Source organism: Armatimonadota bacterium, assembly GCA_036504095.1.
GTDB lineage: Bacteria > Armatimonadota > DTGP01 > JAKQQT01 > JAKQQT01 > DASXUL01.
Window position 1 is genome coordinate 21,621 of the sequence record DASXVS010000017.1, and the last position, 19,248, is coordinate 40,868.

A 19,248-nucleotide genomic window follows, 5' to 3' on the forward strand; every position below is an offset into this window, starting at 1 on the left:
GTCACCGATCAGCGTTTCCGCTTCCGTGGCGGCGTTGACGAAACGAACACGAGCACCTCGCCCGGGCGGTCGGGGAGATGGACCAGCGTCAGGCGGTCGCCGTTCCGGGTCCAGCCGAGTTGCTGGATGCCGTTGCGCTGGCGTTCGCGCTGATCGGTGGTGTCGTCCGGCCGGTCGACGGCCCAGCCTTCCAGGTGGCGCTGATACCACGAGGCCGCCGTGCTGTACGGTTCTGTGGAGCGGAAGACGAGTATCCACTCGCCGCGCCCGCGACCGAGGATCATGCTCATCTGCAGCCTGAGGGCGCGGTCGTTGGTCGCGTTCTCGTCGAGCATGAAGAACGGTGCGACCGGAACATCGCCCATTACCGTCTTCAGGTTCGCGCGTGTAACCGGCGGTCCGGGCGCGGCGAAATCAACGCGAAGGCCTTCGCTGAGTCCTCGTGCTCCCCGCGCGATGAAGTACATCGCCACGATAACGCCGACTACCAGCGCCAAAGCGACGAACGTCAGGATTCTGGTCTCGCGTTTTGCGGTTATCATAACTGATGATGGAGTTCCAAGGTCCACGCCTGCGTCTGGAGAGTACCCAATGAATCGTTGCGCCGTTACCTGCATTATGGCCGCCATGTGCTGCCTTTCGTCCGCGCGTGCGGGCGATCCTGAACGATGGAAGACGCCCAAGCCGGACAAGCCGGACCTCAGCGTGGCCTACATCGAGCGCACGCCCAAGTACCCCGGCACCACGCAGAAGTACCGCGTGATCGACTGGGGGCCGGACGGACCGAAGGGCGACGGCCTCCCCGTCACGTTCACCAGTACGAAGCAGCAGCACTGGCCGAATCCCGGCCAGACAGTGACGTTCACGGCGCACGTTAAGAACAAGGGCGCACAGCCCACCCCGCGCTACGACTGGCACTGGCTCATCGACGGCAAGGACGTCACGGACGGGTGGTCGGCGCCGCTGGGCGTTCAGGCGGAGCGGGTCTACAAGCAGACGTGGAAATGGAAGCCCGGCCGCCACTACATCGCGTTCGAGGTGGACCGCGGCCGCCTGATCGACGAGATCACGCACAAGAACGATTTCGTGGTGGATGCGACCGACGCCCTCTCATTCGGCTTCTTTGTGGAGCAGGACGTGTACAACTGGTTCAACGACCATATGAGCGGCTTCGACTCCTACAGCTGGGAGGACTGGGCGCAGTTCCAGGTGCAGGAGATGAACCGTGAGTTCCGCGACGAGATCCACCCCGCCACGCCGGCCGGAATCGAGATCCGCGCGCGCTTGGACAAGGTGACGATCCTGCCGAACGGCTTCAAGGACCCCGGTGGCACCCACGCTCCGGTGGACAACGTGAAGAGCGGCTACGATGGCGTGTGGGGGTTCACCGGCGGCCTGATGACCCTCAACAAAGACGGCAAGAACTTCTACGAGGCCAACCCCCAATGGCTGGTGGGCTGCGAGTGGCCGCTGCACCACGAACTGGGCCACCAGTTCGGCCAGCCCGATTACTACCTGCTGCCGGTCTCCAAAGACAACAACAAGGCGGTGCCCGGCCTGGCCTACCCGACGCCCGACTGGTTCCAGCACCAGATGATGTTCAGCGGCAACTACTACCACGACGAGATGATCGGCCACAACAAAGGCACGTGGGACAGCGGCTACCGCTTCTGGGGCCAGGCCGCCGCCGCCGCGTTCAACGTCACGAAGGACATGCGTCGCGGCTTTTTCGGAACGTTCCTTGTGGATATTCCGACGACTAATACGTTCACGTTCGTGGACGAAGGGATGAAACCGCTCCCCGGCGCGAAGATATCGGTATATCCCGCCGTCAGCCGTGACTACGGCAACGGATGGTTCCCCGCGAAAGCGAGATTCACGGGCACAACCGACCGGAACGGTACGTGGACGCTCAACCGCAGTCCCTACGACGTGGTGCTCAACTGGACCAGCAACGGAAGCGTGGAGTTCACCGCGGCAACTCCCGCGGGCGCCAGGCTTGCCGGCTTCCTGAACATCAGCGACTTCAACCTCGAGTACTGGCGCGGCCACGCGAAGAACGGCGAGTATGTGGTGATGATGAAGCCGGCGCCGTAGGAGCCAGTGGCCGTCGGGCACACGAAGTGCGCCGGTTGCTGCTGCATACGCCCATCACACTGAGGCACCGCGGTGGCTCCCAATGGTTTCCATCCGTCGTCGGCACCGCGTGCTGGGCGATGAGACTCGTCTCATCGTGGGCCACGAGATAGCGGGCCGCCGCGGCATCTCGGCGGATGCCCCCTGGGCTTCAGCCGCTGCGCCGAACGCTGGTGATAGGTCCCTCCTCACTTAGGATGGGTGTTAAAAAATGGCTTCGGGGGGGCAGATATTAGGAAGCGCATGAGGCTAAGATTCGGATTGCCCTTCAAGGCGCGAGCGAGCGCCTGAACCTGCCAGGAGCCAACCTGGGAACCGCTCGGTCAGCACCAACCGTGCAGTTGAGATTCATCCGACAAGGAGAGTGCGCGATGGTATCAGTTGATCTCGTCCGTTTCTCCGCCTCCCGCGTCCTGCCAATAATATGCGGGCTGCTGTTTCTAGTTGTGGAAAGAGCCCCTGCCGGCGCCGTGCCGATGTGGCGTCAAGTGGTCAGTGGAATGCCGCCGTCCCGCACCTCTGCCTCAATGGCGTATGACAGCGCCCGCGGCAAGACGCTTCTGTACGGAGGCGCCGACAGCTCGTTCCATATCATGGGTGACACGTGGGAGTGGGACGGGTTTGTGTGGAAACGGGTGGCCACGACCGGGATTCCCGCGCGCGGATATGCCTCCATGGCATTCGACAGCGCCAGGGGGAAGGCGGTGCTGTTCGGCGGCTCCGACTACAGCATCAACTACTCGGACACTTCAGAGTGGGATGGAACCGTGTGGCGCAGGGTTGCCAACGGCACCCCCTCCGCGCGCTTCTTCACTTGCATGGCCTTCGACAGTGCTCGCAGCAAGGCGGTTCTGTTCGGCGGAGGGTTTGGCGAGACGTGGGAATGGGATGGGACCAGGTGGACCAGGCCGGCCACGACTGGTCCATCCGCCAGGCAGGGCGCATCAATGGCATACGACAGCGTCCGCGGAAGGACAGTCCTTTTCGGCGGCATCAGTAGCGGAACCCGCCTGCGGGATACCTGGGAATGGGACGGCAGCACGTGGACGCCGGTTGCGACGACCGGCCCAGCCGCCCGCGAAAACGCCTCGATGGTCTATGACACTGCACGCAGCAGGGCGGTTCTCTTCGGGGGCTGGGACGGGAACTCCGACCTCGGCGACACGTGGGAGTGGGACGGAAATACTTGGCAACAGACCGGCACGTCCGGTCCACCGCCTCGCTCCGAGGCCACGATGGCTTACGACAGCGCTCGCCAGCGCGTTGTTCTCGCCGGCGGTTGGGACAACGGAACCAATCATTTTGCCGACACGTGGGAGTATGGTTCCTTCCATGTCTCTACCGTTCAGGACATCGCCTCCGCGCTGCAGATTGCGGCCGGGCTCATTGCACCAGATGCAGATGCGATGGCGAACCTGGATGTTGAGAAATCCGGCCCGTCCGCCGGCCGCGTGGACATAGCGGACGTCGTCCGAATCGCCCGTAAGGTGGCAGGACTGGAATCGAACCCATAGCAGGAACCGATGAATGTCCGGAGAGCTTTGGGATTCATCGACAACCTGTGTGTCTGTGGTAGTCTGGAGGTGGACCTTGTCGCCGAATGAGAGGTTCGGCCTCGGTCACTTGCGTGGCACACATTGTGCCCCTGTTGCGACTGAATGCGCCCTCCATACCGAGGCGCCAAGGAGGCTTCCAATGAAATCCACCCATCGGCCGCAACGCGTGCTGTCCGGCCTGTTCGTCGCATTGATAACCGGGATGTGCCTGTCCGCGTCCGTAACGCCGGCCCGGGCCGGGACGCCCGCCCCGGGAAAGATCGTTGTCGCCAATGACGATTGGACCCTGGACACCGGGTTCTTCCCGCCGAACGACCCTGCGGTCTTCGTCGCCAACGTGACCGACTGGTTCACCGGCGGGCGCCCCGGCCGATTTCTGGCCTACTCCAACAACCACGGCGTCACCAGCCCGCTCCTCGCCGACGCGGTCCACGCCGCGGGGCACTCCTGGACGGTTTCAACCGCGCTCCCCTTCGATATGCCGACGCTGCTCGGCTACGACGGCGTGTTCGTGGGCGGCTACCACGCCGATAACCAGGTGCTGACCGACTACGTTAACGCCGGCGGCAATGTGTACGCGTTCGGCGGTACCGGCGACCTGGGCACCGCAGCGGACGAGGCCAGCGCGTGGAATCCGTTCCTTGCGCATTTCGGGCTCGCATTCGACGGCGCCCGCTTCAATGGGGTGCAGTACACGATTCCGATCAACAGCGATCACCCGATCTTCGCCGGCGTCGACCACCTGTATCAGGACAACGGCAGCAGCGTGCTCGACCTGGATCCCCAGGATCCGCGCAACCGGGTGCTGGTGTCCTACCAGGGGCAGGGCCTCTATGGCGTATATGACCCTTATCCGGTGCCCGAGCCCGGCACGCTCGCCCTGCTCGCCGGTCCCGCGGGCGTTCTGTTGGCGGTCCGGCGGCGCCGCGCCTAGTTCGCCTGCAAGGTTGCCTTCACGAACGCCACGTCCTCCGCGCTCAGCGCCTTCTCCGAGGCGGCGGCGTTCACCTCAACCTGCGCCACGTTCTTGAACCCGGGGATCACGCACGCGTTGGGTGACTGCGCCAGCGCATACTGCAACGCCACGCGGACCAGATCCGCCACGCTGCCCCCGAAGCGCTCCTTCAGCGGTTGCAGCCGGCGCCGCATTTCCAGCAGGCGCTCACGTGTGAACCCCTGGTTGCCGCGCCGGTTGTCGCCTTCGCCGAACTGCGGCGGGTTTTCCGGGTCGAATTTGTCCAGCAGGATCCCCTGGGCCAGTGGGCCGAACAGGACCATCCCCAGCCCACGTTCGTCGGCCCACTGGAACAGGTTGGTGCCCTGGCGGTCGAACTGATTGCCGAACGCGTTGTAGTTGAACTGCAGGACCGCCGGCCTGGTGACCGGGCAAACGCGCATGAAATCCTGGTAGCCATATCCGGATTGCCCGATCACGCGCACCTTGCCCTCCTGCTGCAACTGACGCATCATGTCCGCGGCGCCTTCCAGATACTCGTCGTCGGGGCCGAAGTTGGTGTTGTGGAAATAGTGCAGGTCGATGTAGTCCGTTCCCAGGTTGGCGAGGCTCTGCTCCAGTTGATGGCGGACGTGGAGCGGCTGCATCGCGTTCGGTGCGGTGCCGCGGAACCACCCGACCTTCGTCGCGATGATCACTTCGTCGCGCGGCACCTCTTTGAGGAACCGCCCCAGCATCCGCTCCGAGTGCCCGTCGCCGTATACATCGGCGCTGTCAAAATGGTTGATCCCAAGCTCGAAAGCGCGCCGCAATCCCGCCAGCGACTGCGCGTCGTCATTGCCCGTCCAGCCGACCGCACCGCCGTCACGCCAGCTCGGTCCCCCGATCGCCCAGCAGCCCAGACTGATCTCGCTGACCCGCAGGCCGGATTTCCCCAGCATCCTGTATTTCAATCCTGTTTCCTCCTAATGAAGTATGTCGGGCAACGCGCGGCGCTCGCGCAAGCCGACTGACCCGTGCGCCTGCCCTCCAGCCCGGAACCCCCGCCTGCACGGGCAGGGTTCCTGAACCGACGCGAGAATCTTGCCGGAGCATTCATGCCCCGGGCATCGCCCCTCGTTCAGCCCTTTCATGGCCTTTGTGGCCGAAGCCCTTATGCCCGGGCATTCGTGCCCCGGGGCTTCAGATCGAATCTCCGCGTCGCAGCATCCCCCGCCGGCGAGAACTTTACGCGACCGGCGGTGTCTGCTCGTAAAGTAGCCGTTTTCCCGCCGTTCACGGTCAGCTCGTAATCCGCGTTCGCGCGCAGATGTGTTACCACGTGCCCTACTTTCGATGGCGAGCCAACCTCGGTCCAACTCCGCGGGGCCGCCGGATCATCCGGCCAGGACTCAATCTGGACCGTCAATGTCCCCGTCCGCGGTCGCGCAACGGACAATCCAGGCTCCGCGCTCGCGCCGGTGGAGAATTCGACTCCCGCTCCCGTGGCGTTCAGGCCGAACGGGACCGTGGCGCGCACCGTGACGCCCTCGGCGGTGAGTGCGCAACCGGTTGTCGCCAGGTCGATCACGTACTGCCGCCCTCTCAACCCGTACCGAAGCTGCGTTCCATCAAGCTCGGGTGTGAGGTGGGGATCCAGGTAGAGGCGGTTGGGCTGGGGCTGGACGCCATAGATGTCGCGGTACAGCCCCACGATCGCCATGCAGTTTCCGGCCAGGATATCGTCGCCGTTCCCGTTCTGCCTTGCGCGCTCGTAATGCTGGTACGATAGCCCGTCCTGCTCGTAGCGCGCCAGCGTCTGCTTCACGTATTTCAGCGCCAGCGCCGGGTCGTAATCCGCATACGCGCGGATGCCCAGTTCCGCCCAGGACATGAAGATCGACCCGTTCTCGTAGTTGGGGAACGGGAAATTCCGCCGCATACCCTCGTCCGTCTGATACGGGAACACGTTGAGCGGCCACATGAAGAGCTTCTCCCGGGCCGTCTCCGCTTCCGTGCGATCGAGGATGGCCTTCTGCCGCGCCGGCTCATCGCAGATGCCGTAGGCAATCGCGGCGAAATTGACCGGCGTACACAGGTTGTTGCCGTGCGCCGAACCATCCTTGTCCAGCCAATACACGTACCACTTGTTGCCGGGATCCCAGAAGCCGCCTTCCGAGATGGGTTTGTTGAAACCTGCCTTCAGCCGCGCGGCGAACGCGCGGTATTCCGCCGCCTTTGCCGCGTCTCCGAGGGTGTCTTCCGCCTTCGCCCACAGGTTCAGCGCGTAGTACATCTCGGCATTGACGAGCGCGTTCTTGTACGATGCCCAAATGATGTCGATCCAGTCGCTTCCCCGCTTCTGCAGGTGCGAATCGGTCATCATGGTCACCAGGCCGGAGCCGCCGGCCTCGCGCCGCAGCATATAGTCCAGCGCCTTTTCGCACGCGGCCTTCTGTCCCGCGAGCCATTTGCGGTCGCCGGACATATCGAATTGCTCCGCCACGACGATGACGTAGTCCGGCTGGGAATCCATCAGGTATCCCCACTGCGCCTCATAAAACCCCTGATCGTCGAACGAACCGGGGATCGAATCGAAGTCGTCGTAGGTCCAGCGTGACTTCACGCGCCCGTCCTTGAGGATGGCATAGTCGCGCTCATAATCCAGCGTGGACGCGAGATTGGCGGTGTAATCCGGGTCGTCCACCGCGAATCCGATCTGCCCGAAGAACGGCTCGTGGAGGCAGATGTTACCCGTGCGCCAGCCATTGGCGCCGACCAGACGATTGTCGATTACCCCGTAGCGGCCGACCGTGTGCACTAGTTCGCGGATGCTGCCGCCGTCCAGCCCTTTGAACGTGCCGCGGTTGTACGTTTCTTTGTAGTCCAGCGCCTGCAACGAGAGTTCAACGTTCACCGTTCCCGGCTTCACCGCAAACGGAGCCCACACGTCCTGCCGGTCGGAGAGCCAGCGGTAGAACTTGTGCGCGGTCTTCAACTCCTCACCGCTCACGGAATAGTTGAAGGTGAAAACGCCGTTCCGGCCATCGCCGTCGGGCTGGTGCGTGAATCGCGACGCTCCGTGCTGTCCCTTCGGGACCATGGGCACGATCCGGAGGCAGTCGTTCGCCTGGCGGTTCCAGAATGTGACGGACCCGGTGTGCGCCCCATAGGTGGCGTTCGCCGTCTCCAGGTATTTGTTCCAGACCACCCCGCCATTGCCCAGCAAACCGCCCGTCCACGTGGACATCTCGGCGAAATCCCACTCGGGGAACGCCGTGTCCTCGAGCGTGGCGCCGTTCAGGTAGCGTCGGCTGATCCGCCAGATGATGCGGTCCGACTTCACGGTGAACTTCCACGTCTCGCGAACCCCTGCCTCCGGTTTGCCGAAGGCGATGTTGGAAACCGTCAGCGTGGTTCCGCGGACCGCGATATCGGGAGTGGGAATGCCCGTCCTGGTTGTGGACCACTGGCCGCCCACGCGGATGCCGCTGGCGACTCCCGATTTCGCCGCCACGTCACGCCCGCGAACGGTCACCCGATCCACAACGCACCGGCCGTCGTAGTTCAGCCTGAGAGCGAGATGCCCCTGCCCGTCCGCCAGAGTCACCACCTTGCGTTCGGCGTCCTGATGGATCATCCCCGGCCCCTCCGCCAACACGGACGCGCGGCCCACGCAGGCAGCGAGGATCAGCAGCGCCACCGAGCGATAGATGTGAGAAGGCATCGGGCGTCGCAAGGTGAAACGGATCAATGGTACTGGCAAGTGAACCTCCAAAATGCAAGCGTTGCGCTGAGTGGACTGGTGCGGATAACAGCGCGAAGCGGGACAATGGCACTTCAATCTGTGCCTGTCCGTGGGCATGTGTCAACGCCGCGCAATGATGCCTGCCCTCATGGTCAGTAGTGCGGGTGGGCGGGGCGCTGGGCGGGATGGCGAGGAGACCGGCTAGAATTGGGGTGAGGTGTGAAATGACCGAGCAGGTGTGGGAAGGAACGTGGGAAGAGATCAAGAAACGCGGCGAGGGCCTGGCAAACCGCCGCGTGCGCCTCATCCTGCTTCCGGAAGGGGCCGATGAGCAGCCAAACGGAGAAAACGGACAGCGTCTCTCTGAACAGCTCGCGGACCTCGTGAACCAGGCGGAAAGCCTGGATGCGACTTCTCCCGAATCGGCGCAGTCGACGGATCCATACGAGATTGCCTACGGCGAGATCGTGGCCGAGAAGTTCCGCAAGCAGGGGTTCAACGTATGACTCTCTGTGATGCGGGTCCGCTGTTCGCGCTGGTCAACCGTCGCGAAACGCCACACCACGCCTCTTGTGTATCGGCTCTATCGCGATTGTCACAGCCATTGGTCACCACTTGGCCGTGTCTCGCGGAGGCTATGTATCTTGCAGGCCGCCACGGCGGCTGGGCGATGCAGCGTCTCTTGTGGGACTACCTCCTCCGGGACGCGCTCACGATACACAACCTGACGGCGGGAGAGGTCCAGCGTATGCGCACGCTGATGGAGAAGTACAGCGACTTGCCGATGGACCTCGCGGACGCGTCACTTGTTGCCGCCGCCGAATCCCTCGGCGAGACGACCGTCTTCACCGTTGATGCTCATTTCCGCGTCTACCGCCTGCCCGACGGCGCCGCGTTTGCCGTCGTGCCGTAACCGAGGCATTGCGGCGCCGATCGTGGGGCCGGCCTCCGTGCAGGCCACCCGGACACCGCGTCCACCATTCACTCCACGCGGAACGATACGTTGACGGTGGCGGCCACCCGTACCTGGCCGGACGCGATTGGCATCGCCGGTCCGCCCGCCATAGGTGCAGCAACCGGCGTTGGCCTGGCTAACGCCACTTGATCGTACAACCCGTTGTAGCCTTCGTAGCCGCCGCCGATGGTCAGCGTCTGGATACCGGCGAGGCGCATGCCGCCGGCCTTTGCCAGCCGTTCCGCGTCCTGCTGCGCGTTCTTGAATGCCAGTTCCATCGCCTCCCTGCGGGCTTTCGGTTGGTCCTTGAGGCCGAAGGTCGGGCCGTCGATGCTGTTCACCCCCTGGTGGACCATGGCGTCCACGATCTTGCCCGCCTTGTCCACGAGGGCCGTCCGGACGCTCACGGCGGTGAACACACGGTACATCGTCTGCGCTCGGGCACGCCGCGGCTTGACCGTGTACTTGTCCACGCTGTAGTCGGTCGTCTGGATCTCATCTTCGCCGACGCCGATCCCCCGGAGGGCGGTGATGGCGCCCTGCATCTTTTTGACGGCGTTCGTCTGGGCGGTCTCGAGCGAGGCGTTGCGCGACGCGACGCCGAGTTGGAGGATCACGATGTCGGGCTTCGGGCGCACGGAGCCCTGGCCGACCACGGTGATGGTGCGCGGCTCCGGCGCCTTGCCGTTGCCGCCGCACCCGGTGAGGCTGAGCGGCGTCGAAAGTGCCGCCAAGAGGATTGTTCCGCGAAGTGCGTTCATTGAGTGTCTCCTGTAGTCCACCGAATGAATTCGGTGGCTGTCTGGCAAAATGTCGGCTGAAGCCGACGCGTGATGGACTCAGCGATACGACTCTCAGATGGGGTGAACCCTTCAATTCCGCGGACGGCCTTCAGCTTGGGCGGTGGGTGAAGCGGCACGTATCTGGGTATAAGGCCGTTGTCGTGAGAGCGAAACCATCACGTCAATCCGGCAACAAAGGAGCATAATCATGCGGTTAACAGGATTCCACCTCACAGGCATTGCGCTCTGCGCGTGCGCATTGGCCAGCCAGGCCTTCGGCGCGCCTTCGCCCAAGAACGGCTACTCGCCGGCGATGCAGGCGAAGATCAACGCGATGCAGGCGCGACTCACCCAGTATGAGCAGCGAGACGCGGCGACCAAGAAGATGCTGCAGACTTTCGACACTCTGGACTTTGTCGTATTCAGCAACCAGCAGTGGGTCCGCCTTCACGAGAGCCACGCGAAGGATATCATCGTCGACTGGCCGGACGGACACCACACAAACGGGATCCAGCGGCACATCGCCGACCTCAAGGCCATGTTCGTCTACGCGCCGGATACGAGGATCAAAATCCACCCGGTGCGGTTCGGCGTCACCGGCGGCGCGACGGGATCATCCATGGGCCCCGGCGGAAAGGTGAAAGTAAGCCCTCAGTCAGGTGGGAACGGGTTCACCTGCGTGACAGGGATTATGGAAGGCACGTTCACCAAGCCGATGCCCCTCGGAAACGGGAAGTTCGTCCAGCCGACCGGCAAGAAATTCACGCTTCCGATGTGCACCGTGGGGCATTGGAAAAACGGCGTGATGATCGAAGAGTGGCTGTACTGGGACAACGCCACCTATATGAAACAGTTGGGTATCGGCAAATAACGTGATCGGCAGGGCGGATCGCGCCTGGCGACCGAACTCAGTGGCCGCCTCGCCACGTCTGGCGGCCGGACGCTCGCTGCACAGGTGGTCGGGCCAAATCTCCGCCCGCGGTTGTACGCGATATCCAACCGAACACGGTTTGTTGGACCGGCAATTGCTGGTAAACTCTTGCTGGAAGGCCTCCACTGCGAAGCTTGCGATGGCCCGCGCCATCTGGACCGGCTTGGCGGCGGCGGGATGGCAGCGGAAGGCCGCGAGGAGGACGAGGGGGGAAGTATGGATGGACGTCTGGGATACAACTCTCCCGTAGTTCACTGGTGCGCGGAGCGTGACGAATACCTGAACATACCAGTGGTTGACGACGGCAAGGGGCACCGCCTGGGTGATTGCCCCTATTGCGGTGTGATGCTCCGGCGATCGAGAACCGGAGGAAACGGGGGCCGCAAGGGCGGTGAGGCGGCTGGCAGCTACCGCGAAGAACAATAGATCAGGCGCCGGGCCTCGGGTGTCAAGCTCCTGACGGAAACTGACGCTGAAGGCCCGGCGCCTGTCGTTTGTCACCCTTCCAGAATGTCCGCGAGTTTGTATGCCCTGCCGCCCGCGGTGACCTCCACCATCGGCCAGCCCGCCTGCTCCGTCAAAATCAGCGGGCCGCTTTCCGTGGCCACGAAGGTCTCTTCCCCCTTGGTGCCGGTGATGCTGGGGTTCCACGCGAACGCCTGGTTCAGCTGGACCACCTCGTCCACCCCCGGCATGAGGAACCAGTCGCGCCCCTGATATCCGGCCGCTCCTCCCTGGTGATGGAGGCCGATCTCATCCGGGAACCCGGCGGCCGCATAGGCGCCGGACACGACTTTCCACAGTTCCGCCGTTGTAACGCCGGGCCGCGTGGCGTCGATGAGTTCCGCGTGAATCTGGCAGACGGCGCGGTGCTTCCGCTTGAGGTCCGCCGGGATCGGGCCGAAATGGACGATGCGGGTGCTGTTGACCACGAAGCCGTTTCGCAAAGCGCAGGTGACGAGCATACAGGTCTTCTCGACCTTCTTGCTGGTGGGCACCGGGTGGCGGAAATTCTGCAGACGCTCATCGCTGGCGACGAGGATGAGGTTCGGCATGATGCCGAGGTCGAGTTGCGGCGCCGACAGCAGACCGGCAACTTCCCACTCCGTCATTCCGGGGCGGATGGCGCGCATCGCCTGATCCATGCAGGCGGCGGTGTCCCGGGCGGCGGCCTGGAAGCGCGCGATCTCCTCCGGCAGGAGGCTGAAGTGCATGCGGGCGAACTCCGCGCCCATCGGCACGCATACGCAACCGTCGCCGTCGCACGGCAGAGGCGAATCCGTTCCGCACTTCCCGCCCTTCGCGATCTTGCGCAGCGATCGGGCGATCCCGTCGGCGCCTTCGTGCCACGGAGTGATCATCGGCTCGTAGCCCAGGCCCGCCAGTTCTTCCGGCATCAGGCGGGCGGCCTCGATGTTGTTGGTGACAAGGTACTTTCCGTTGCGCGTGATGGCCAGCGTTCCGTTGCCCTCCCGCGCGCCTATTTCTATGTGGTTGGTTCGCCCGCCGGTGATCCAGCTGAAATTGCTCCTCAGTGTGAGGAACATAGCATTCAGGCCGTGAAGGGCCAGGAAATCGCGGACCTGCTTCTCTTTGGTCGAAATCTCGTTCGTCATTTCATCTCTCCCGGTAAATCGAGTGCTTACACGGTCATTGTATCTCCGCCATACGGACGCAGACAGCCTCTTCCGGGCAAACGGCGTGGACAGTTCTCGAATCTGGGGTGGCCGTTGCGATACGCTGGCACGCGGCGCGTGGGCATGGAGACAGTCCTGGCCCTCGAAAATCCCCAATCCCGTAGCTCACTTCACGGTCACACGCGAATCACGAGGACGGCGATGTCGTCCCGCATGCGTGGGCCGGAGTGACGGAGAACATCTTCCACGATGGAATCGGCGAGGGATTGCGCGGTGGGGTAGGTACGTGATACGATGCACTGATGAAGGCTCTCCGCACCGTACATCCCGGCGTCTCCCCTGGCCTCCGTGACGCCATCGGTGGTGAGGATGACGGTGTCGCCCGGCAGGAGGTCGACGGTGTGCTCCGTGTACGGAGGCGACGCAAGGATGCCGATCAGCAGGTCCGCCTGCGCGAGTTCGGTCATCGACTGGTCCTTGTGGACGATGATCGGCGCCGGGTGGCCGGCGTTGCAGTATCGTAGAAGCCGGTTGTCGGCCTCCAGGATTCCGTAGAAGACCGATATGAACATCTCGATGCGGGTGTCCGCGTGAATCAGCGCGTTTGTGCGTGACAGGACGACGGCCGGCGACTCGCCTTCGTGGCCCAGCGCGCGGATAAAATACTTCCCCTTGGCGGTGTGGACGGCGGCCTGCACCGACTTGCCGGCGACGTCCGCCATCAGGAGTCCGAGTCGCCCCTCCGGCAGGCCGAACACGTCATAGTAGTCGCCCCCCACCTGTTTCGCAGGGAGGTAGCGATGTCCGATGTCGGGCCCATCCGCGGGAAACTTCATCTGCGGGGCCAGGTTCTGTTCCACAAGCTTGGCGATGCCTAGCTGGCTCTGGTAGGTCCCCGCGTTGTGAACGGCCATGGCGCCCTGTCCCGCGAGGGCCATCAGCATGTTGAGTTCGTGGTCCTCCCAGTGGCGGGTCTTTCGGCTATAGATGGCCACCGCCCCGAGGGATTGTCCGCCGGTCCGCAGGGGCACACACAACATGCTGACGAGGCCCTCCGCGACCTGCACGTCCGCATATTCCAGCCGCGGCGACGCGGCGATGTTTTCCACGTATTCGGGGATGCCGCTGTCGGCGACGTCACCGATCAGTCCGTGGCCGAGTTTGCCGCGGACTTTGCGGAAGAACTGGGCGCTCAGGCGGCGCATTCCGCGAACGCGGAGGACATCATTGCGGTCGTCCCCCAGAAACACCGCGCCCGCGTCCGCGTGGACCAGCGCGCAGGACTGCTCGACGATGATCTCGACGACCTCGCGGAGGTTCAGGGTGCCGTTCAACTGCGCGGAGAGGTCCATCAGCGTCCGGAGTTCCTCGTTGCGCGCCCTCTCGGCCTCAAAAAGGCGCGCATTCTCCACGGCCAGAGATATCTGCCCGGAAAGCGTTGTGAGCAGCTGAAGGTCTTGAGACGAGAATGGGCGGTTTGAGGAGGACCGGGCGACGTTCAGCACACCGAGCACCTCGAACCTGGTCAGCACCGGCACGCTCATGGAGGACTTTATCTCCGCCCGGGGAACGACCGCGCTGAAGCGTGGATCGCTCGCGACGTTCGGCACCAGCAGCGGCTTGCGATTCTTGGCGACCCAGCCGGCAACCCCGGCGCCAACCGTAACCGCCGCGGCATTCACGATGTCGCCGGACAGCCCGTGGGCCGCCGCGATCTTCATCGTGTCCGTGCCGGGCTGCAGGAGCATGATGGAGCCGGTATCGGCGTCCGTAACCTGCACAGTTTGCTCCAAGGCAATTTGGAGCAGTTCGGGGAGATCGAGGGTTGTCTGGATGGCACGCGCGACTTTGTTGAGTGCGGACAGTTCGCGTAATCGGGCGTTTGCCTGCGCGAATAGCTTCGCATTCTCTGTCGCGGAAGCTTCCTGGCGTCTGAGTTCCGCCTGCACGGATCTCAATTGAGAGGCCAGTTCGACGATCCGCGCATCCGATGGGTGGTCTGGCAGGTCGTACATATTTTCGGAGGCGGGTTTCATTGCCCTGGCTCCTTCCGAGCGGGTGAGGCAACTATCGCAAATTGTAGCGCGTCCCGACGTGAAAAGCGACGCGCCAGCGTCGCGTACGGAAGCATAAGATAAGGCAAGGCGGCCACCACGGCGGCCGCGCATCATTACGAAAGGTCCAGGACATGCCCAGAGAACTGCACGACCCGTTTGCGGAACGCAAACGGCTACAGAAGAAACGCGATGAATTGAAGCAGCGCCTGATCGAGCTGACGCTGAGCGAGCGGTCGTGGCTGGACGAACACGCGCCGGCCCTGGAGGCGGGCGACGCCTCCACCCGTGACGAGTTCGCGCGTCGCGAAGAGGTCAAGTACGGAGCCAACGTCGAGTTGGGACACACGGAATGGCTGCTGGGCAACACGCCGGGTGCGCTCACGAACCTGAAGGCGGCATACGACTATGGGTCGGCCGAACAGCGCGCCGAGGTTGTGGATGTGCTGCGCGACATCCAGACCAAGACGGGGCTGCAACTGCTGCGGGCGTCGGACCTGCGCCCCGGTGACAACGTGGCGGCGGAGTAGGGGATTGGGCTGGCGGAACCCGGGCGTTCCGAGCGCGGCCCTGACCAAGTCCGGTTTGTTCTTGCGGGAATACCGCGTTGAATCGCGTGGTCTCTTCGCACGTATCGCAATCCGATTGGTGGCAGCCTGCCTGATGTGATAGGATGGCCTTGGCATCCATGCCGGGGCCATCCGGCCATTTCAGTAGCCACGTTACATAAGGAGAGGTCCATGCTTCGCAAACCACACGCTCGTGTCTTTGCCCTGGCCGGTTTCGCCCTCTGCGCGCTCTCCGCGCGTCCAGCTCATGCGCAATGGGATGTCTCCACACCCAAGTCCGCCACCAAGCGGTTCGCCGATCCGCAAGGCCGATTCACCTTTGACATTCCGGAGGCCTGGCAGGTCGAAACGAAGGCGGACGCGACCGTCTTTCGATGGACCGGCGCCGCAGCCACGCTATTCTCCCGATCCGGGCCAACCCAGCCCAGCGAACTCCTTCGCGACGCAATCGATAGGGCAAAGGTCGTCTCCACGGATTTCGCGGAAGCTTTCAGGAGTGAATCACCGATCGCAACGAGGCCCGCTACATCCCTGGTGTTTACAGCCATCGGTCCGAAGGGGGAAAAGACGCGCGGTCGGATCGTGGCGATATCAGGCCCAACCGAAGGTCTCTCAATCCTGGTCACAACGCCGCCACAGGATTTCGACTCCGTCGACGCGCAACTGAACCTCACACTCGCCACGCTTACGTTCGGCGCGGACAAATCGACGGCCTTCGTTACGCTGCCCGAGCGAACCCGGGTCAAACTGGGCATCCTTGAGGGGCTTTCCAGCAACCATTCCAAAAAGGGCGAGGAAGTGCGCTACGAGGTGCTCGACGATGTTCTGGGATCCAATAAGGAAGTGTTGATAGCCAAGGGCGCGATCGCGTTGGGAACGGTAACGCGCGCTTCCCGTCGGGGGATCTTTGGAAAATCCGGCAAACTGGAGATATCCGCGGATTTCGTGCGCGCGGTGGACGGTACGCGAGTCCCGTTGCGTGCCAACGAGGATATGTCGAAGAGCGGACGCAGCAATACGACAGGCATGGCGGCGGCGACGCTGCTCGTCGCTCCGATCGCCATCTTCATTAACGGACGAGACGCCACCATCAAAAAGGGCACGGAATTCGCCGTGTTCGTGAACGCGGACACGATGATCGATGTTGCCAAGGCAACGGTGCCAGGTGCCGGGTGACATCCGCGATCCTCCGCGTTCCCCCGCGTTGATGTCCGGGGGCGCGTAATTGGCTGGAAACACCGGCGTAACACATTTGCAAACAGCAGGGGATAAACTACACTAATGCTCAAGTTCGCGGTTATCCAGCCATATGTCTTCTTCCGCACGCGTTTCTGAACCCCAAGACCCTATTCCGGCGCTGGTGGACCTTATGGTCCGCGGGCGGCAGGATATCCGCGCGCGCCACGAACAGGGCGCTTCCGGGATTGAGGTGACGCGGCGCCTCAGTGACCTCGTGGACCGCCTCGTCGTGACGATGTTCGGCATCGCGATGGAGCGGGTCCCGCCTCCTCCGGCGGACGATGCGGAGATCACCATCGCGGCAACGGGCGGCTACGGCCGGCGGCGCCTGGCCCCGTTCAGCGACATCGACGTCACCTTCATCGTTTCTGAGGAGGATGACCCATGGCTCGATGGGCTCGCGAAGGAGATGTTTTTCCTCATCACCAGCGTGTTCACCCAGGTGCCCGGTTTGAAGGTCGGGTACGCTTACCGCACGTTCCGCGATATCGAGGACCTGGACACACAGACGCAGACGGCGCTTCTGGACGCGAGGCTTGTGGTCGGCGATCGGGGGCTGTTCTACCGTTTCCGTGAAGAGTTGATCCGGTTCATCCGGCCCGCAGTCTTTGTATGGAGCAAGGTGGAGGAACGCCGCGAGGCGCTGGAACAGTACGGGGACAGCGTCTACCTGGTTGAGCCGAACATCAAGATGGGCGCGGGAGGCCTGCGCGACCTGCATATGGCGGAGTGGCTCGCAAAAGCCACCATGGGCACCGGTCTCGAGGACCCTTGGGGCCGCTTGAGGGCCAGCGGCCTGATTCAAGAGGTCGATTTCCACGCGATCAATGCGGGCCGCGAGTTCATGCTGCGCCTCAGAAATGCGCTGCACTGGCTGGCAGACAAGCCGCTGGATGCCTTGACCGCGGAACGGCAGCCGGCCGTGGCCGCTCAGTTGGGCTACCGGGACACCAGCCTGAAAAACGCCGTGGAACTGCTGATGGACGACTACTACCGTCACGCCGCCACCATCCAGCGCATCTCCCACAAGGTCCCGGCGAAAACAACGAAACACCCTCTTCGGCTCGACCCGGCGTTGGTCATTAAGAACGGCCATATCACGGCGACCGACGTGGCGCTGATGGAGCGGGAGCCGTCCGCGCCCCTCCGCATCCTTCACCTGGCCCAGCAATTCGGTTTTCCGCTGTCTCCGGAAGTCGAGGAGATGATCGGCGACGAAGCGGCGCGAAATGAGACGCCGCTGGACGATCCGGACTCCCGGAGGCTGTTCCTCCAGATCATGCGCCACCCGGACGGCATCTATCCCACCCTGCGGCAACTTGCGGATCTGGGTGTGCTTCCCCGCCTGATTCCGGCCTACGGTCTCCTCCTCCGGTTGCTGCCGGCGGAGCCGATCCACAACCACACGGTGGGCGAACACAGCCTGCGCGTGGTCCGTGAAATCGAGCGGATGCGGGACGAACGCGAGCCTGAGTACGCGCTGCACCGTGAAGTGTTCGCGGGGCTGGACCGGCCGGAGGTGTTGCTGCTTGCCGCGCTTTTGCACGACGTCGGCAAAGTGCGTGGCGCCGGGAATCACGCCGAGGTTGGCGCCCAAATGGTGCGGACCATCGGTTACAACCTCGGGCTGGACGACGACGGCGTGGATCTGCTGGCGTTCCTGGTGCGCCATCACGATGTCATGACCGGGCTGGCGCGCTCCCGGGACCCCGAACAGCCTGAAACCGCCGCGGAGCTCATCACAACGGCTGCTACCTCCAACTACCTGGCGTCGCTATTCCTCCTCTCGTCCGCCGACGTGCGAACGTTGGGGTCGGACACCTGGATTCACGTGCAGGTGGACTTCCTGGCGCGGCTGTTCATCAAGGCCGACGTTCTGCTCACCAACCCGAACGCCGCGGATGCCACGCCCGAGAAGATACGGAGCGGGGTCAGCCGGTTGCAGCGCCAGTTGAGCCTTCGCAACCTCGACGACGAAACGGTTCGGGCGTTCTGTCACAACATGCCCGCCTCCTATCTCCTCAATACGGACTTCGACCAGATTGTGCGGCACATCCAGGCCCTGGAAAAAGTGACGACCGGTGCGGTGGTGGATTTTCACGATGAGCGCCGCAGGCCCTGGACGGTGATGACGGTTGCCGCGCCGGACGCGCCCGGCGTGCTGGCGAAGATTGCGGGGGTGCTTTACGCGCATGACGTGAACGTTCATTCAGCGCGCGTGTTCACCCGTTCGGGAGGCGACGCGATCGCGTTGGACGAGTTGCTTGTCGATGCGCATAACCGGCCCCTCCCGGAAGTGATCGAGGCGGAGATCGCGCGGGATCTGTGCGGTGTGCTGGACGGCGTCGTCCCACTGGGAGACGTCCTGCGTCGCCGCGGCAAGGATATGGGGGCGGGCACGGCGGCGCGGTCCGTTCATATCCACAATGACACGAGCGAGACGTTCACCGTGGTGGAAGTTGAGATGGCCGATGAGAAGGGGCTGTTGTTCCGGCTCGCGGCGGCGATGACGGCGCTGCGGTGGAGCATACACAACGCCCGCATCGGCACGCGCGCAGGCGAAGCGCGTGACGTATTCTACGTGACCGATCAAAAAGGCAATAAGATTCAGGCGGATGACGTGGACCTGCACATCGCCCTGAGCGATGGGCTGGCGGCCGGGCCGACGCTGGATTAGGGCCCGGGGCCGGGATCTACGGGGGCGGCA

At 63.6% G+C, this 19,248-nt stretch carries 16 protein-coding genes; 10 read left to right on the top strand and 6 right to left on the bottom strand.

Going from position 1 to position 19,248, the window contains the following annotated elements; genetic code table 11:
• Window positions 1-8 precede the first annotated feature (8 nt).
• Window positions 9-542 (bottom strand): hypothetical protein, encoded by a 534-nt coding sequence (locus VGM51_02735; GenBank protein ID HEY3411952.1) that lies wholly within the window; start codon window positions 540-542, stop codon window positions 9-11.
• Window positions 543-591: 49 nt separating this feature from the next.
• Here VGM51_02735 and VGM51_02740 point away from each other — a divergent pair, with 49 nt between their 5' ends.
• From VGM51_02740 to VGM51_02750, 3 genes are all read left to right on the top strand, one after another.
• Window positions 592-2,097, top strand: coding sequence for a CARDB domain-containing protein (locus VGM51_02740; protein ID HEY3411953.1), 1,506 nt, complete (start codon window positions 592-594; stop codon window positions 2,095-2,097).
• 410 nt (window positions 2,098-2,507) lie between these two features.
• Complete coding sequence (locus VGM51_02745) at window positions 2,508-3,650, top strand: kelch repeat-containing protein (protein HEY3411954.1); 1,143 nt, start codon at window positions 2,508-2,510, stop codon at window positions 3,648-3,650.
• A gap of 181 nt (window positions 3,651-3,831) precedes the next feature.
• Window positions 3,832-4,626, top strand: coding sequence for a PEP-CTERM sorting domain-containing protein (locus tag VGM51_02750; GenBank protein HEY3411955.1), 795 nt, complete (start codon window positions 3,832-3,834; stop codon window positions 4,624-4,626).
• Here the strand turns inward: VGM51_02750 and VGM51_02755 are convergent.
• Complete coding sequence (locus VGM51_02755) at window positions 4,623-5,600, bottom strand: aldo/keto reductase (protein HEY3411956.1); 978 nt, start codon at window positions 5,598-5,600, stop codon at window positions 4,623-4,625. The two genes, VGM51_02750 and VGM51_02755, sit on opposite strands and share 4 nt — an antisense overlap.
• 200 nt (window positions 5,601-5,800) lie before the next feature.
• Window positions 5,801-8,392, bottom strand: coding sequence for a hypothetical protein (locus VGM51_02760; GenBank protein ID HEY3411957.1), 2,592 nt, complete (start codon window positions 8,390-8,392; stop codon window positions 5,801-5,803).
• Between the two features lie 206 nt (window positions 8,393-8,598).
• On the opposite strand from VGM51_02760, the gene VGM51_02765 reads away from it, so the two are divergent.
• Together VGM51_02765 and VGM51_02770 are read left to right on the top strand one after the other, a co-directional pair.
• Window positions 8,599-8,880 carry a hypothetical protein gene (locus VGM51_02765; GenBank protein ID HEY3411958.1) on the top strand — a complete coding sequence of 94 codons (282 nt, stop codon included), beginning with the start codon at window positions 8,599-8,601 and terminating at the stop codon, window positions 8,878-8,880.
• On the top strand, window positions 8,877-9,287 hold the full coding sequence (locus VGM51_02770; protein HEY3411959.1) for a PIN domain-containing protein: 411 nt from the start codon (window positions 8,877-8,879) through the stop codon (window positions 9,285-9,287). Before VGM51_02765 ends, VGM51_02770 begins: the two co-directional genes overlap by 4 nt.
• 68 nt (window positions 9,288-9,355) lie before the next feature.
• Here VGM51_02770 and VGM51_02775 read toward each other — a convergent pair whose 3' ends face one another.
• Complete coding sequence (locus VGM51_02775) at window positions 9,356-10,090, bottom strand: SIMPL domain-containing protein (protein HEY3411960.1); 735 nt, start codon at window positions 10,088-10,090, stop codon at window positions 9,356-9,358.
• Between the two features lie 229 nt (window positions 10,091-10,319).
• On the opposite strand from VGM51_02775, the gene VGM51_02780 reads away from it, so the two are divergent.
• Both VGM51_02780 and VGM51_02785 read left to right on the top strand, forming a co-directional pair.
• Window positions 10,320-10,982: an ester cyclase gene (locus VGM51_02780; GenBank protein ID HEY3411961.1), complete on the top strand. Its 663-nt coding sequence runs from the start codon at window positions 10,320-10,322 to the stop codon at window positions 10,980-10,982.
• A 276-nt stretch (window positions 10,983-11,258) separates the two neighbouring features.
• Window positions 11,259-11,468, top strand: coding sequence for a hypothetical protein (locus VGM51_02785; protein HEY3411962.1), 210 nt, complete (start codon window positions 11,259-11,261; stop codon window positions 11,466-11,468).
• A gap of 71 nt (window positions 11,469-11,539) precedes the next feature.
• On the opposite strand, the gene VGM51_02790 is transcribed toward VGM51_02785, so the two are convergent.
• Complete coding sequence (locus tag VGM51_02790) at window positions 11,540-12,658, bottom strand: M24 family metallopeptidase (GenBank protein ID HEY3411963.1); 1,119 nt, start codon at window positions 12,656-12,658, stop codon at window positions 11,540-11,542.
• 197 nt (window positions 12,659-12,855) lie between these two features.
• Window positions 12,856-14,715, bottom strand: coding sequence for a SpoIIE family protein phosphatase (locus tag VGM51_02795; protein HEY3411964.1), 1,860 nt, complete (start codon window positions 14,713-14,715; stop codon window positions 12,856-12,858).
• Window positions 14,716-14,867: 152 nt separating this feature from the next.
• Between VGM51_02795 and VGM51_02800 the strand changes: the two genes are divergently transcribed.
• The 3 genes from VGM51_02800 to VGM51_02810 all read left to right on the top strand — a co-directional run bounded on the left by VGM51_02800 (window position 14,868) and on the right by VGM51_02810 (window position 19,218).
• Window positions 14,868-15,263, top strand: coding sequence for a hypothetical protein (locus VGM51_02800; GenBank protein ID HEY3411965.1), 396 nt, complete (start codon window positions 14,868-14,870; stop codon window positions 15,261-15,263).
• A gap of 210 nt (window positions 15,264-15,473) precedes the next feature.
• Window positions 15,474-16,478, top strand: a complete 1,005-nt coding sequence (locus VGM51_02805) for a hypothetical protein (GenBank protein ID HEY3411966.1) — start codon at window positions 15,474-15,476, stop codon at window positions 16,476-16,478.
• 133 nt (window positions 16,479-16,611) lie between these two features.
• A complete protein-coding gene (locus tag VGM51_02810; GenBank protein ID HEY3411967.1) occupies window positions 16,612-19,218 on the top strand; it encodes an ACT domain-containing protein in 2,607 nt (868 codons plus the stop codon).
• Window positions 19,219-19,248 lie beyond the last annotated feature (30 nt).